Source organism: Tetragenococcus solitarius NBRC 100494, assembly GCF_001544195.1.
Lineage (GTDB): Bacteria > Bacillota > Bacilli > Lactobacillales > Enterococcaceae > Tetragenococcus > Tetragenococcus solitarius.
In genome coordinates, this window is record NZ_BCPY01000033.1 from 1 (window position 1) to 15269 (window position 15269).

A 15269-nucleotide genomic window follows, 5' to 3' on the forward strand; every position below is an offset into this window, starting at 1 on the left:
TTCAGGATTTTTTAATGAAAGATAAGTTGGTCCCAATATTTTACAGATTGGTATCACATCGTAAGAGTTACCTCCAATGTTTTATAGATCGGAGGGACATCGTAAAAGTTACCTCCAATATTTTATAGATCGGGGGCACATCGTAAGAGTTGCCTCCAATATTTTATGGATTGGGGGCACATCGTAAGAGTTGCCTCCAACATTTTATAGATTGGGAGCACGTCGTAAGAGTTGCCTCCAATCCATTACTATCCAATAAAAACTAAAACGCTAAAACTCTTATAAAAAAGAATTTCAGCGCTTTTTTTCTCAATAAGCTATATATTCTCTAAAAATTTTTCCGCTACAGCTTTGGCAGAAAAGGGATTTTGTCCTGTGATGATTCGTCCGTCTTGTACGGCAAATGATTTAAAGGCTCTTGCTTTGTCAAATTCGGCCCCATGTTCTTCGGCGACTTTCTCATTATAAAATGGAACGACGGAACTTTTTCCACTCAGGTGTTCTTCTGTTGTCGTAAAGCCTGTAATCTTTTTACCTTTTACAAAATATTCGCCATCGTTATCTTTCATAAATAACAAGCCCGCGATACCATGACAAACGGACATGACATATCCATTATTCTGATAAATTTGTAAACTAATTTTTTCTAATTCTGGATTATTCGGAAAATCCCACATTACGCCATGACCCCCTGTGTAATAAATCCCACAATAATCAGCAGGCGTCACTTCGCTAGGTTTCAATGAGTGAGCTAGTGCTTTTTCTTGAAATTGGCGTTGTTCATAAATAGCAAAGGATTCATCGTCGATGGATTTCATACTACGTGGGTCTAAAGGAACAAAACCACCTTGGGGACTTACGTAATCTACCTCAAATCCCTGTTTTTGCACTTCAGCGACAAATTCGGTGGCTTCGCCTAGCCATAAACCAGTCGCTGCATTTTTTTCGCCATATTTTACTGTATTTGTTAATACAACGAGAATTTTTTTCATCAAGTCTCCTCCCTTCATCATTCCTTTATTTTAATAATAATTTTCCCTTTCGCATGTCCAGACTCTGAGTATTCAACTGCTTCTTGCGTTTGTTCAAAGGAAAATACACGATCCACAATAGGTTCCAACTTCCCATCTTCGAAATAATCACGTAAAATTTCCAACTGTGCCCCACTTGGTTTCATAAATAAGAAATGATAGTGCACGCCATATTTCTTTTCTAAACGAGTCAATTTAAATGAAGCGAGGCTAAATAACATTGTTTTAAACCAGCCTACGCCGTATTTTTTGCCAAAACGAGCATTAGGTGTTCCACTGATCGTTACTATTTTTCCATCTGGCTTCAAGATTTTAAAGCCATCGCTTAAATTTTGCCCTCCTAAAGTATCAAAAACATCGTCAAAATCACTTAAAACTTCCGCAAAATTTTCTTCACGATAGTTAATCATTTGATCTGCACCTAGACGAGTTACTAAATCCTTGCCTCGATTACTTGCTGTGGTAGCGACATAGACGCCCATTAATTTAGCTAACTGAATCGCAATCGTGCCAATGCCGCCCGAACCTGCCTGAATTAAAACTTTATCTCCTGCTTGTACTTGCATAATATCATGTAGCGCTTGATAGCTTGTTAAGCCAACCAAAGGAATCGATGCAGCTTCTTCAAAGGAAAGATTCTTAGGCTTCAATGCAATATCCCCTTGATCAATACCTAGATATTCACCAAATGTTCCGATTTTAGACTTTTGCGGTCGACCATAAACTTCATCGCCAACTTTAAATTTCGTCACCTTATCGCCTACTTTTACAATTCGTCCGGCAAAGTCATTGCCTAAAACTAGAGGCATATCATAATGTAATAACATTTTTAGTTTTCCATCACGGATTTTAAGATCGATAGGATTAATACTTGCAGCAACAATCTCCACCAATACTTCATTTTCTGAAATTTCGGGTATCGGCAAGGTTAATTCTTCTAATTTTTCTTGTTTATATTGAGAAATTCCCATCGCTTTCATCGTTTGTGGCACTTTTTTTCCTCCTAACCGTTCAAAGGTTTAAACCATTGAATTCATGAGACTCATACTATGCTTTTTTTACACATAAGTCAATGACTTTGTTTTACTCATTTATTATAATTGGAACGGTTAAATGGCGGTTTGACATTCAAAACAAACAATGGTTTAATTGATTGAACGAATAAACCAAAGAGGAGAGCGCCATGGAAAAGCAAGATTTACAACAACTAAAAACAGAGTTTGCTGACACCAGGGATTTTCTTTTAGCTTTAGGTGATGAAAAACGACAACTTATTATTATGGCTTTATTAGAGCAAGAATCTTGTGACGGATTACGTGTTATCGATTTAACTGAAATCACCCAATTATCTAGACCGGCAGTTTCACACCACTTAAATATTTTAAAACAAGCAAATATTGTCTCGATTCGCAGTGAAGGCACCAAAAACTATTATTATTTTTCCAATATGATTGATAACGTCAAAGATATGAAAAAATTAATCGACCATCTGTTAGTTTTGCTAGAAGCTAAAGAAGAAAATCAGTAAAAAAGGAAGAAAAAAAGTCGATGATTGGACTTTTCTCTTCCCTTTTTTGTTAATTTAAAATAGCTAACCCCAAACACAAATAACCGGCATAAAAACACCAGACCAAATAGGGAGCAAATAAAAAACTAGCTGCCTTATTGATAAAATAAAACACACGCATACAGAAAAAAATCATGGTAATAAGAGCAATAATTACAAAGCTTGCGACCCAATAATGATTTCCACCAAAGAAAAGAATACTCCATGAAAAATTTAAGATTTGCTGGATGGCAAAAAGCGTAATGGCGGAAGCTTTCATCTTCTTTGAAACTTTAGAGACAATCAATAAAAATAGCGCAGTTCCCATCATTGCGTATAATATAGTCCACACCAAACCGATAATATTTCCCGGCGGAGATAAGGGTGGTTTTTGTAATTGTTGATAAACACTTTGAATATCTCCTGCAAAAAAACCCGAAATAATCCCTGTTAATTCAATACCAACGACACTTATTAACCAAACGACCCACTTTCTCATAAGTATTTCCTCCTCAATGAATTTCTGCTAGGCGTCTTCCGATTTTTTCAAAATTATTCTTTATTTGTTATCAAATAAGGGGCAGTAACCGTATTGTCAGTTTTTACTAAGTCTTGAACTGTTCCGGAAAACGTAAGATAGCCACCTTTGTCCCCACCTTCAGGACCGATTTCTATCACCCAATCTGCTCGTTTAATAACACTCATATGGTGTTCTAGTAAAATAATACTATTGCCTTCATCTACCATTTGTTCAAATAGGTCTAAAAGCTGCTGAATATCATCTAAGTGCAAGCCGTCTGTTGGTTCGTCTAATAGATATATCGTTCCTTCGCGATGTAAATTATCTGCCAATTTTAAACGCTGCAATTCACCGCCAGATAATGTCGTTAATGATTGATTTAATTTTAAATAGCCCAATCCCACATCTAAAAGTTGTTTTAATTCTTTGGAAAAAGGTTGATCTTTAAAGAATTCAAAACTTTCTTTCACATTCATATCCAACACGCCTACAATGGTTTTTCCATGATATAAATACTTCGTCGCTTCTTCGTTATAGCGCGTGCCATGGCATAATTCACAAACCGTTGTGACATCTTCCATAAAAGACATATCCGAAACGATAATTCCTTTACCCTTACATCTTGGACAGGCGCCTTTAGAATTATAACTAAACCAAGCAGGACTTACATTGTTTTCTTTGGCAAATAATGAACGGATTTTATCAAAAATATTTAAATAGGTCATCGGTGTCGACCTCAAATTCACACCGATATTTTTTTGTGAAATATAGACAAGTTCTTGTTCTCGTTCCACAATTTTTTGGTAGATAACATTGGCTAAAGAGGATTTTCCAGATCCGGCAACACCACAAATAACTGTTAAAACACCTAAAGGAATATCAACCGAAAGATTTTTCAGGTTATGCAAATTCGCGTTTTTTATTGCTAATGTTTCTTTAACCACTCTAGGCGTAGTGTTCAATGAAACATTTGCTTGCAAGGCCTTGCTGGTCATTGTATTGGCTTGTAAAAATTGTTCGTAGGGGCCTGCAAATTGAATCTTGCCACCACTTTCACCGGCTTTAGGTCCTAAATCTACAATATAGTCCGCCATCTTGATTAATTGTGGATGATGTTCCACTAAGACGACTGTGTTTCCTTTATTTCTTATCGCAAGCAAAGCTTGACTAATTCGCTCAATATCTTGTAGATGCAACCCTGCGCTAGGCTCATCTAAAATATACATAATATCGTTTAGTGAACTGTTGATATACTTTGCGATTTTTATTCGTTGTGCTTCGCCGCCTGATAAGGTTCCGGTCGCTCTTTCCAAAGTCAGATAAGACAAACCAATATCAATTAACGCTTGTATACGCAACATAATTTCCGATTTTACATTCACAGCTAGAGGATCAGAAATAGCAGTAACAAATTCTTTTAACTGTTCTAATGACATACTAACCACATCAGCGATGTTTTTTCCTGCTATTTTACAACTTCTGACTCTTTCATTGACTCGAGTTCCATGACAATCTGGACATTCTTTGACAGTTACAAAACGGTCCAATTGTTTTTGGTGACGATGTCCTTCATCAGAATTGATGATACTTCTTTTTACTCTAGGAACAATGCCTTCGTATAATGCCGTATGCGGCCACTCGGCCGGCGCATCTTTTACTTGTTGTTGAGGTGCATAAAAGAATAAATCCCATTCTTCAGGTGTATAATCTTTAATTTTTTTATCCAAATCAAATAAACCACTATCCGCATACCGCTTCCAGCGCCACTTTCCTTTGTGAAAGGTCGGGAAATCTATGGGATCTTCATTTAACGATTTATCAAAATCCACCAATTTTTCCAGATGAATGTCGGTGACTTTTCCCAATCCATCACAAGTCGGACATTTTCCGTCCGGATGGTTAAAAGAAAAAGTGTCTGAATAGCCGATAAATGGTTTCCCAACCCGCGAAAATAGTAAACGTAAGAAGGTATAAATGTCAGTATAGGTTCCTACCGTGGAACGAGAATTTGCCGAAACTTTCTGTTGTTCAATCATAATAGAAACAGATAAGTTTTCAATTTTCTCCACTTCAGGTCGACCATATTTAGGCAAGTATGCCTGCACATAACTACTAAAAGTATCATTCAATTCTCTTCTTGACTCTGCTGCTAAAGTATCAAACACAAGAGAAGATTTTCCCGAACCAGAAACTCCTGTCACAACCGTTAACTGATGTTTAGGAATTTCTACTGTGACGTCTTTTAAGTTATTTTGTTTAGCGTTTTTTATTTTGATATATTCCATCGCATAGGCCTCCAAATATACCTATATTATAACACGTTTCATCTAAATTTAGTTTTTAGACCACTTTAGATCTTTGGAGTAAAAAAAGCCAGATTTACAAAAAGTAATAAGTTTGTAAATCTGACTTTTTTATTAATGATTGGAACAGGGAGTGTTTTTGTTTTTCACTCCCCATGTTTTTAATATCAGGTAATGTTTTTCCTTTTTATTACCTATGTTTCATCGTTTTTCAATTATTTTCTGTTTATTCTTTCTTTTTTTCCCAATATGAGGGAGCGTTTTTCATATTCATTACCTATGTTTTCAATATCAGGTAATGCTTTTATTTTTCACTCCCCATGTTTTCAATATTAGGTAATGCTTTTATTTTTCACTCCCCATGTTTTCAATCTCAGGTAATGCTTTTATTCATTTATACAGCAAGTTCTTCGTTCAACAATAAATCGTCATTTTTTATGTCGATGATTTTCAAACGATTTTTTTGTTTAATAAATACACTTTTATATTCTTTTTGTCCTTCATCGTTAGAAAATAGTAGTACTCTTTTGTTTGGATTATCAGTAGCTGTTTCCATAGTTAAACCTTCCAAATCAATGGTATCTTGCAAAGCATCGCCCTCTTCAAAATCAACAACATCGTTTTCTGCTTCAGAATTTTGTGAAATATCAGCAGAAGTTTCATCAGTTTCTTCTGTAGAAACTTCTACCGTCTCCTCTGCGGACTCTTCCGTTGCTTCAGAACTTATCGAAGAAGACTGTTCTGTTTCGGTTGACCTTTGTTCAGTTGATTGTAAAGTTTCTGAAGTTACTGTGACCTCGTTATCTTCATTATTTTCAGACGTTGTTTGCTGAGTACATCCCATTAGTAACATGGTAGACGCTAAAACAATCGTCGTTATTTTTAAATATCTCATTAAAATCCCCCCTTTATTTAACCTTCTTTAGGGTATCATATTCCTAAAAAGCACCCAAATTTTTTGCAAAAAACGTATTTTTTTAAAACAAACGGTATTTAAAGGAATAGACGAGAAATTCAAAAAATTGCTGCAATATTTTGAATAAAAAGTTCGCTAGGATAGGCTAAGTAATATCAGCGCAAAACTCTAGCGAACTTTTTCATTAATTTAAATGAATGGATGAATTATCAAAACAAATCTTCTTGTGTATCAGACGAAGCCGCTTTTTCCAACTGTGCAATGTCTAGCTTGACCATTGAAAGCACGGCACGATTTACATTTTCAACTTTTTCAGGATCTGAATCTGCAAGTAGTTCATTTAATTTGGTAGGTACAATTTGCCAAGACAGACCAAATTTATCAGTCAACCAACCACACTCTTCTGGTTTTCCTTCTTTACAAAAAGCTGTCCATAGTCGATCAATTTCTTCTTGTGTATCACAATTGACCATCAATGAAACCGCTGGTGTAAACGTAAAGGCAGGTCCGCCGTTGATTGCAATATATTCCTGTCCATCCAACGAATATTCCACAGTTAGCACCGAGCCTTTCGGCATCCCTGAAACCTTCGCTCCTGAAGAATCGTAGTAAGTCATCCTATGAATAGAGCTGTTTTTAAATAACGAAACATAAAATTTTGCTGCCTCTTCTGCCTGGTTATCAAACCACAAGTTGGTGACGATTTTTTGCATTTGAAATTACCTCCTTTTTCAGACATTAGTTTTTTACGTATTTAATCTTAAAAAACGTTCAATAATCATAAAATTATTGTTACTAAAAGAGAATATTTATCAACTTAATTCTCTTATATTTTACCATATCTGCCCTTTAATGTATTTTACTGAATTGTTATTAAAAAAACCGCTAAGTTTTACCATTTCCATTTTATTATAATAAGGATAGAATCACATAACAAATACTTATAATACATACTAATTATGCTTAAAAGGCATCTGATTTTTATTTTATTTTATCCTCCAAATTGCAAATAAACTTCGCAGGATTGCCTCCGACAATTGTATTGGCTTTTACATCTTTAGTTACCACTGAACCTGCAGCTACAATCGAATTTTCTCCTATAGTGACTCCAGGAAGAATTGTAGAGTGGGAACCGATCCAAGTTTTTTCTTTTAATACGATTGGTGCTAAATGCATAATTCCGCGTTTATCTGGGTCATAGTCGTGGTTAATTGTCGCTAAAATAACATTATGTCCCAATAAAGTTTGGTCACCAAGCGTAATTCCTCCCTGATCTTGAAAACGACAACCTGAATTAATAAATACATTTTTACCTATCTTGGTGTTCTTACCAAAATCTGTCGTAAAAGGTAAAAATAAGGAAAAACTTTCATCGAGTTCTTGTCCGGTAATCTGTGACATCTGCTGTCTGATTTCTTCATCGTTATAAATACCGGTATTTAATTTAGCACATAAATGACGTGCTTGTTGTGATACTTCGTTCATTGCTTTATGTTCTTTAGTATTTGGGTAAAGCGCACCTGCTGCTGTCATATTTGTTAAAAGTTCTTGTAGTTCCACTTACATCCTTACCTCCTATTTCTAAAAAAATCATGCAAAAATAGCTATACCCTATCATCATAAAATGTTAGGATACAGATAGCAAATACTTATAGTAAATACCAATCCATACAAAATAAGCATAGGAGAATTATTATGGAAATTCGTTTATTACGCTATTTTATTGCGGTAGCAAACCAACAGAATATCTCAGCAGCTGCGCAATACCTGCATATCTCTCAGCCTACTTTATCTAGACAACTAAGCGATCTGGAAGAAGAATTGAATACGACCTTATTTATTAGAGGCAATCGCAAGGTGAGTTTGACGCCAGAAGGAATATTTTTATTAAAAAAAGCAAAAGAAATTGTTGGATTAGTAGATAAAACAACAGCTAATTTTAGTCAACAAGAAGAAACATTGAGCGGAGAAGTCTACATTGGAGCAGGAGAAACAAAAGCGATGTGTGTCATCGCAAAATCTTTGAAAAAATTACTCGACAATTATCCTGCTGTCCAATTTCATCTATATAGTGGAAATGCTGATGACATTATGGATAAATTAGACAGCGGGCTCCTCGATTTCGGCATTGTGATTGAACCTGCGGATAAGAAAAAATATGACTATATACAGTTGCCTGCCATCGACACTTGGGGTGTTTTAATGCATAAAAATAGTCCTTTGGCAGAACAAACCGCCATTAATCCAAAAGAATTGCTCGATAAACCTTTAATTATCTCACGACAAACTTCTGTGGATAGTGAGTTATCTGGATGGTTAGGAAAAAGCATGGAAGATTTAAACATTATCGGTACCTATAATCTACTCTATAATGCTGCTCTTATGGCAGAAGAAAAGCTAGGTTATGTCTTATGCCTGGATCATCTGATTAACACAACCGGCGACAGTAATCTGTGCTTTAGACCATTAATTCCTCAGTTAACCACCAACCTAAATATTATCTGGAAAAAGCATCAGATTTTTTCCAGTGCTGCCCAAGCATTTTTGGAACAACTCCGTACAAACTTGAACTTATCAAATTAAAAAAACAGCAGGACCAATTTTTTCGTTGGTCTTGCTGTTTAAAATTTTTGCATAGTTGTCATTTCTTTCTAAGCTTTATTTAAAAAGAAAGAAACAACAATCACTAAAATAATAGCTCCAACAATGGAAGGAATCAGTGCCATGCCGGCCAAAGAAGGTCCCCAACTACCTAATAAAGCTTGTCCTAAGGCTGAACCTACTAAACCAGCAACTACGTTTGCGATAATACCCATCGAAGCACCCTTTTTAGTGATGCCTCCTGCAATCGCACCGATAATTCCACCCACAATTAATGACCAAATAAATCCCATAATATTTCACTCCTTGTTTTTTATTATATAAACTATTCTACTCTAGGTTCTGTCCTTGCTTGTGCTTCATTTTTTGCTTTTTTCGTTGCTTTGCTCGTTTGTTTTGAAATGTAACGACCCGTTGAGCTAGCAGCATCGCTTACTTTGTCTTGGACAGTTTCACTTTCTTCTTGATATTGTTCTTTAGACTTAATATCAACGACATTCACATTGACTTCAACCACTTCTAAGTGTGTCATTTGACTGACTTCACTGGAAATAATTTCCTTGACTTCATCATATATTTTTCGCACATCTTTACCAAATTCCACCACAATATCCATGTCTACTGCTACTTGTTTTTTACCAACTTCAGTATGAATACCTGTGGTTACATCGTTGGTGTTTACTAATTTTTCTGCAATATTTGAGAAAAAACCACCATCGATTGTCAACAAACCATCAATGTCTGCTAAAGCAAACCCAATAATTTTTTGAATCACTTTATCTGAAAAAGTTAGTTCTCCTGACATTTGTTTTGTTTCTGAACTATTTGTTTTATTCTCCATAGTCTTTTCCTCCGATGTTGTTATCTATTATTTTTTTAAAACGATCCAAAAACCCGATCGAATTTAAATAAAATCCGATATAAGTGCCCAACAAAATACAAACAATCACTAGTAACGTTTTTAAAAAGCCAATGGTTAACAAAAGAATTGCCAATATTAAGCCAACCCCGCCGCCAAGAATTCCATATTTGTATTGTTGAAAGAACTCATCCATCCGACAACCTCCTTATTGTACCTTGTTTTGTTGATTTGCGCTATCTTTTTGATAATCTTGTAAACGAACTTCAGTTTCAATATTTTCGGTAGTGCCCATTAAATTAGAAACTTCATTTTTTACTTCATCAATAAGTTCTTCTTGTTTTTCTGGAACACTCATTGTTTTACGCATATTTCCTGCGATTTTAATCCGAATCTTTTTCTTAGACATCTTGGCTTTTACCATAGGATTTTCAATAAACGGTTCTTTTTGCACGATTTTTAATACAAAATTTTCAATAGCCCTTCTTTGAATTTTTAAAGTCCCATTTTTATGTTCAACGGTTAGTGTGCTACTTTTTTTCGGATAAAAAATAGTAACAATTAAAAGCAACACAGCAATAACAATAAACACAGCGCTTAACCAAAATAATACAGGTTGAACATAAGGTTCAATCCCCGGATAATCATACATCGAAATAAAACGAACAGGTAGATGAATGGCTTGTTGATTTTCGATAAAGACAAAAAACAATGTAATAAATAAACCGAGCAATAAAATACTAAATAAAAGCTTGCGCATTTTTCCCATTACTTCACCCTCTCTGCTTATGATGTTGATAAAAACACTCAATGATCTTTTTACTTTACACTTTACAAAGCGATTGATAAATTATTATCCATCTTTCTACTTTAGAATAACGAGTTCGCTGTTTTTTATACCAATTGCTATTTTTATCATACATAAAGAAGGTCATTTTGACAAAAAGTATGCAACGATACGGCTTCGAATTATTTAAAAACTACGCAAATAAAAAAGCTTACTTCCTTTCAAAACAACCTTACTTAACTTGCTTTTATTATATTCTAATTATCTTCAAACTGCCAGCAATAACCATTTTCTATGTTTATCAAAAAAAAAGCGAGCGTAATCTCGCTTTTCCTTGCTATTTTGTTCTTAACAATTTTTACAAGTTGCCTTTCTTCAAATCGCAAAATTTAAATTACCAATGTATTAGCTTTATATAAAATCATGATCACTTTAGCGCCCACTACTTTTCCGTCAGTAAGGACGTTTTCCATTTTTAATTTGCCATTGTGATGGGTCACAATTTCATCCACAATAGATAACCCCAATCCGTAATGAACCTCTTCTGAACGATTATTTGTTGTAAAATTCCGCTTAGCCGCTTGTTTTAAGGCCTGACTACTAAAGCCACTCCCTTGATCTTGCACAATAATTCTGTACTTATCAGAATCATCTTCAAACGATAGGGTCAATTGACTATAAGGCAAAGAATGTTCTATGCTATTAACAATGACATTCTGAAGCGCATTGGTCAGCTGCTTTTTATCAACAGCGAATGTACTCGTATCTTGTCTTAGTATTTGTAAATCCATGTTATGGTTTTTCGTTAAACCAGTCGCTAAGTTTATCCATTCCCTAAGAACACTGGAGTCGATCGACTTTCTAGTAGAATTTTCCTCCATAATTCCACTAATGACTTTTAACTGTTCTACATATTGTTCCAAGCGTTTTACGCCGTTTGTCAAATCAGCCAACTGTTCATTTTGAGAAGTTGACATCTGATTTTCTTCCAGTAATTCAAGATTCCCTTTGACCAAAGTAATGGGTGTCCGAATATCATGAGTGACCGATTGGACCAATTCTTTTTGGTGTTGTTGAGCAGCCCACTGCTTTTTCAAAGCTTGTTTTAAATGCTTGTTCATATTGTCTAATGAATCCAACATCTCTTGCACTTCTCTAACTTGGCTTTTTTCTTTCGTATAATCAAGGTTCATCCTTTTTATCTCTTCGTTGATTTTACTTACTTTAGCTAGCTCTAAACGAAGTCGTGAAACATAGTGTTGTATAATAAGTAAAAATCCGCTAAGCCATAATAGAAGAAAAAATACAAAATAAATAATCTCAGGCGGCGGTAGGATGCGATCTAATTTTTCTGAAACAAAAGTAGCCATTAGACGGTAACTAAGTACCAACTCGCGATTTTCTTTTTTATAGTCAACAAAAACTCTGGTTGCGATAAAACTATCCGTTTGACTGTAACCATTTTCTTTTGCTTTGCTTATTAAAGGAGCAAATTTTGGGGGAATCGTTTGACTAGTACTACCATTTTCTGTTAATTGATATTCGTAATAACTAGGAATATCTTTTTTTCTTAATTTTTCGTTTACAAATTGTTCTTTAAGTGCAGGAAGCTGCCTTTCAGCATGATTGGCAGGGTAAATAAGGCCTAAATTGATAGACAAATTAAAGCTAGCAATCAATGTAAACAAGATAAAAATGGTATAAAATAATTCAATTAACGTCAACTTAATAATTATTTTTCTTAAAGATGTTCGATTTGCCACTGGTAACCCACTCCCCAAACTGTTTGAATCGGATTGACTTGATATTTTTCAAATTTATTGCGGATTTGTTTGATCCGCTCCGTAATGGACGTCTGACTATCACCTAGAGCATCAAATCCGTAAACAGAAGTATAGATATCTTCTTTAGCAAAAACCTGTCCGCGATGCCGCAAAAGAAACAGACAGATTTCAAATTCAGAGACAGTAAGTGCAATGGGCAGTTGATTAACGAAAAATTTCTTTTGAATCAAATCACATTCAATGGGGGCATCTATTAATCGGATATGCTTTTCTCTTTGTTCACGTCGCAGGTGTGCTTCCACCCGTGCCCGCAATTCTTTTATCGAAAAAGGTTTTGTGATGTAATCATCTGCGCCAGAAGCAAATCCTTCTAATTTATCCTCTTCAAAATCACGAGCCGTCAAGAAAAGTACAGGAGCATCGATAGAATAACGATTTTCCCTTAAAAATTCAAAACCATTTTTGTCTGGCATCATAACATCTAAAATCAGCAGGTCATATTTCGACAGATGATTACGGTCCAAATCTTTTACGTTATCCATCAATGTTAGTTGATATTTTGCTTTGAGCGCCTGAGCAATCATTTTTAATAGGTCGCGGTCGTCATCAATCACTAAAATATGAGCCATTGTCAATCCTCCAAACTCGTTTTACCTTCCCAGCTATTGTACCAAAAGACGACAATTGCCATAAGAACAATAGTTAATAAAAAAGAAAGAAAGCCTAAAAAACCATAATCGGAAATAACATCAAAAGAAGGAGAAATTTCATAATAAATCAAACGAATCGGCCAGACCCAAGGAAGAAATAACCAAATAAAAGTTCCTAGTCCAGTGGTTCCAAGTAAAATACTTGTCAGCGTAAAAAAGATACCCGCTAGTAAGGTCCCCGAATAATGAAAACGTAAAGCCAGCCATTGATAAAAAGAAATCATTGGCAACAAAAATAAGAAGGAAGTCCCCATAAAAAGCAGCAATAGGCTTATCGTAATGATATGACCGAGAAAAACAGCTTCTAAAATAGTAAATATGAAAACCGACAAACACTGGACACCAGCCACTAATAAAAGAATCAATAAGAAACGACTAATAAATAGCTTCGTACGAGAGATACCAATGCGTAATTCGTTTGCAAAAATGCCAGCAGCTCTATCAGGAGTCAATAATAATGGAATAACCACACTCAACGTAAATAAGGTACAAATCGTTAAAAATAAAAAGAATATCCTATATTCAGTAAAGGCCGTTAATGCAAGCCGTTGGTGCGTATAAAAATAAAAGAAAAGGATCAAAGCGTACAACACGGTTAAAATCCCACAGATTAAGCGTAGAGGCGTATTTTTTGTTTTCAACCAATGAGCATAAATATATCTAGCCATGGTTTTCCACTCTCCTTGCCATGAATAACTGAACCGACAGCAAAAGCAAATAGACAATAAAAGCCATCCCTACGCCAATAAGCAGCGCATCTTGGTTTAACAAGGGATCTCCTGCCGGCAAAAATGTCCCATTCGGATGTACACCTAAGGCAGGAGCCATCATACGTAAGTTATAACTCCAAGGAAATAACCACCACCAGGATTCAACCGCCACAACAGCGGCCACATTTCCTAAAATAAAGTTAATCAGCAGTACCAGTGTCTGATTCAAAAACCGATACAAAATAAAGCTTAAACTCATTACGGGTAAACTACCAACAATCAAATAGATGGCAGCGGTTGTTAATTGTATAGCAGAAAGGTTTTCCTTTAACAAACTTTTACCTATAAAGAAAATAAAAATCGTTGAAATCAATAAAATAAAGATAATTTCAATCATGGCAACTATATTTTTACCTATAATCTGTTCTTTAAGACCCGCTCCAGTGGTACGGTAGAAAACTTGATTCACTGTTTTTTCTTTTTTTAAAAGATTTGTTACTAATAAAGTAAGAATCACCGGCAAAATAAGTAAAGAATACCAATTAAAAGTGGCCGCTACGATGTAGCTATGTTTTCCATCTGGACTAGGGCCCATTAATAATACTAAGCCAAAACTAAGCAGAACAAAGTTAAGCGGGGCTAGCCATAATAACTTACGATTGGCCGAACGTTTTTCTTTTAACCATTCAGTTTCTACAGAACGAGATACTTTCATTGCTCATCGCCTCCCTTAATGATTTCCATAAATAATTTTTCCAAATTAGCTTTCTGAGGATCATTTTTATTTTCATATTTTAGCTGACCATGATAAACAATCCCTACCGTATCTGCCATCTGCTGGACTTCGTTTAAAATATGACTGGACAAAATCACGGTAATTCCCTGACTAGGAAACCAGCGGATAAGTTCACGTAGTTCTTGTATTCCAAGTGGATCAAGACCATTTGTAGGTTCATCCAAAATTAATAATTCAGGTTGATTTAAAAGTGCCATTGCAATCCCGAGCCGTTGTTTCATTCCCAATGAAAAGTGCTTGACAATTTTATTTCCTGTATTTTTAAGATCGACGGTCTGTAATACTTGCGGAATTCGTTGATCATTAATTGCTAAAAGCGTAGCCAGTACTTTTAAATTTTCATAAGCCGTAAGATTTGGGTAAATGGCCGGGCCTTCAATCATCGCGCCAATATTTTTTAAATCTTTTTTCTGCCAAATTGCCCCTTGATAAAAAACTTTTCCAGAACTAGGCTTTAACACCCCGGTGAGTAACTTTAAGAGCGTAGATTTACCAGCACCATTGGGGCCAAGTAGGCCATAGACAGAATGCTCTTTTACATGAATCGAGACATTTTTTAGGACAGTTTCCTTTTTAAATTTTTTAGTAAGCTGATGGGTTTCAATAATATTTTTCATCTGATACTCTCCTTTCTATCAAAAGGTTAAATAAAAAAAATAATTAAAATATAATTATTGCATAAAAAAAACAATATTTCTGTAGCTTT

General features: G+C 35.1%; 18 protein-coding genes. 2 read left to right on the forward strand and 16 right to left on the reverse strand.

All coding sequences use genetic code 11. From position 1 onward, the window contains the following. Positions 1 to 317 precede the first annotated feature (317 nt). Together TS1_RS09220 and TS1_RS09225 are read right to left on the reverse strand one after the other, a co-directional pair. Positions 318 to 992 carry a type 1 glutamine amidotransferase domain-containing protein gene (locus TS1_RS09220; RefSeq protein ID WP_068710045.1) on the reverse strand — a complete coding sequence of 225 codons (675 nt, stop codon included), beginning with the start codon at positions 990 to 992 and terminating at the stop codon, positions 318 to 320. A 17-nt stretch (positions 993 to 1009) separates the two neighbouring features. Next, positions 1010 to 2011, reverse strand: coding sequence for an NADP-dependent oxidoreductase (locus TS1_RS09225; RefSeq protein WP_068710107.1), 1002 nt, complete (start codon positions 2009 to 2011; stop codon positions 1010 to 1012). Positions 2012 to 2214: 203 nt separating this feature from the next. Between TS1_RS09225 and TS1_RS09230 the strand changes: the two genes are divergently transcribed. After that, a complete protein-coding gene (locus TS1_RS09230; protein WP_068710047.1) occupies positions 2215 to 2559 on the forward strand; it encodes an ArsR/SmtB family transcription factor in 345 nt (114 codons plus the stop codon). A gap of 49 nt (positions 2560 to 2608) precedes the next feature. On the opposite strand, the gene TS1_RS09235 is transcribed toward TS1_RS09230, so the two are convergent. From TS1_RS09235 to TS1_RS09255, 5 genes are all read right to left on the reverse strand, one after another. Then, positions 2609 to 3076 carry a TspO/MBR family protein gene (locus TS1_RS09235; RefSeq protein WP_068710050.1) on the reverse strand — a complete coding sequence of 156 codons (468 nt, stop codon included), beginning with the start codon at positions 3074 to 3076 and terminating at the stop codon, positions 2609 to 2611. A gap of 53 nt (positions 3077 to 3129) precedes the next feature. Then, positions 3130 to 5382 (reverse strand): ATP-binding cassette domain-containing protein, encoded by a 2253-nt coding sequence (locus tag TS1_RS09240; protein ID WP_068710052.1) that lies wholly within the window; start codon positions 5380 to 5382, stop codon positions 3130 to 3132. 412 nt (positions 5383 to 5794) lie between these two features. Beyond that, entirely contained in the window at positions 5795 to 6295 is a 501-nt protein-coding gene (locus tag TS1_RS09245; protein WP_068710054.1) for a hypothetical protein, read from the reverse strand. Positions 6296 to 6525: 230 nt separating this feature from the next. Further along, positions 6526 to 7029 (reverse strand): VOC family protein, encoded by a 504-nt coding sequence (locus TS1_RS09250; protein WP_068710056.1) that lies wholly within the window; start codon positions 7027 to 7029, stop codon positions 6526 to 6528. Between the two features lie 268 nt (positions 7030 to 7297). Then, entirely contained in the window at positions 7298 to 7876 is a 579-nt protein-coding gene (locus TS1_RS09255; protein WP_068710058.1) for a DapH/DapD/GlmU-related protein, read from the reverse strand. A gap of 135 nt (positions 7877 to 8011) precedes the next feature. Here TS1_RS09255 and TS1_RS09260 point away from each other — a divergent pair, with 135 nt between their 5' ends. Beyond that, positions 8012 to 8899 carry a LysR family transcriptional regulator gene (locus TS1_RS09260; protein ID WP_068710060.1) on the forward strand — a complete coding sequence of 296 codons (888 nt, stop codon included), beginning with the start codon at positions 8012 to 8014 and terminating at the stop codon, positions 8897 to 8899. 68 nt (positions 8900 to 8967) lie between these two features. Here the strand turns inward: TS1_RS09260 and TS1_RS09265 are convergent, their stop codons facing one another. The 9 genes from TS1_RS09265 to TS1_RS09305 form a co-directional block, all read right to left on the reverse strand. Continuing rightward, complete coding sequence (locus TS1_RS09265) at positions 8968 to 9210, reverse strand: GlsB/YeaQ/YmgE family stress response membrane protein (RefSeq protein ID WP_068710062.1); 243 nt, start codon at positions 9208 to 9210, stop codon at positions 8968 to 8970. 32 nt (positions 9211 to 9242) lie between these two features. After that, on the reverse strand, positions 9243 to 9758 hold the full coding sequence (locus tag TS1_RS09270) for an Asp23/Gls24 family envelope stress response protein (protein WP_068710064.1): 516 nt from the start codon (positions 9756 to 9758) through the stop codon (positions 9243 to 9245). After that, positions 9748 to 9972 carry a DUF2273 domain-containing protein gene (locus TS1_RS09275; protein ID WP_068710066.1) on the reverse strand — a complete coding sequence of 75 codons (225 nt, stop codon included), beginning with the start codon at positions 9970 to 9972 and terminating at the stop codon, positions 9748 to 9750. Before TS1_RS09275 ends, TS1_RS09270 begins: the two co-directional genes overlap by 11 nt. A gap of 12 nt (positions 9973 to 9984) precedes the next feature. Then, entirely contained in the window at positions 9985 to 10545 is a 561-nt protein-coding gene (gene amaP / locus TS1_RS09280; protein ID WP_068710068.1) for an alkaline shock response membrane anchor protein AmaP, read from the reverse strand. Positions 10546 to 10952: 407 nt separating this feature from the next. Continuing rightward, entirely contained in the window at positions 10953 to 12326 is a 1374-nt protein-coding gene (locus tag TS1_RS09285; RefSeq protein WP_068710069.1) for a sensor histidine kinase, read from the reverse strand. Then, on the reverse strand, positions 12305 to 12976 hold the full coding sequence (locus tag TS1_RS09290; RefSeq protein ID WP_068710072.1) for a response regulator transcription factor: 672 nt from the start codon (positions 12974 to 12976) through the stop codon (positions 12305 to 12307). Before TS1_RS09290 ends, TS1_RS09285 begins: the two co-directional genes overlap by 22 nt. 2 nt (positions 12977 to 12978) lie before the next feature. After that, entirely contained in the window at positions 12979 to 13725 is a 747-nt protein-coding gene (locus TS1_RS09295) for an ABC-2 family transporter permease (protein ID WP_068710074.1), read from the reverse strand. Further along, complete coding sequence (locus TS1_RS09300) at positions 13718 to 14482, reverse strand: lantibiotic immunity ABC transporter MutE/EpiE family permease subunit (RefSeq protein ID WP_068710076.1); 765 nt, start codon at positions 14480 to 14482, stop codon at positions 13718 to 13720. Before TS1_RS09300 ends, TS1_RS09295 begins: the two co-directional genes overlap by 8 nt. After that, positions 14479 to 15180: a lantibiotic protection ABC transporter ATP-binding protein gene (locus TS1_RS09305; protein WP_068710078.1), complete on the reverse strand. Its 702-nt coding sequence runs from the start codon at positions 15178 to 15180 to the stop codon at positions 14479 to 14481. Before TS1_RS09305 ends, TS1_RS09300 begins: the two co-directional genes overlap by 4 nt. Positions 15181 to 15269 lie beyond the last annotated feature (89 nt).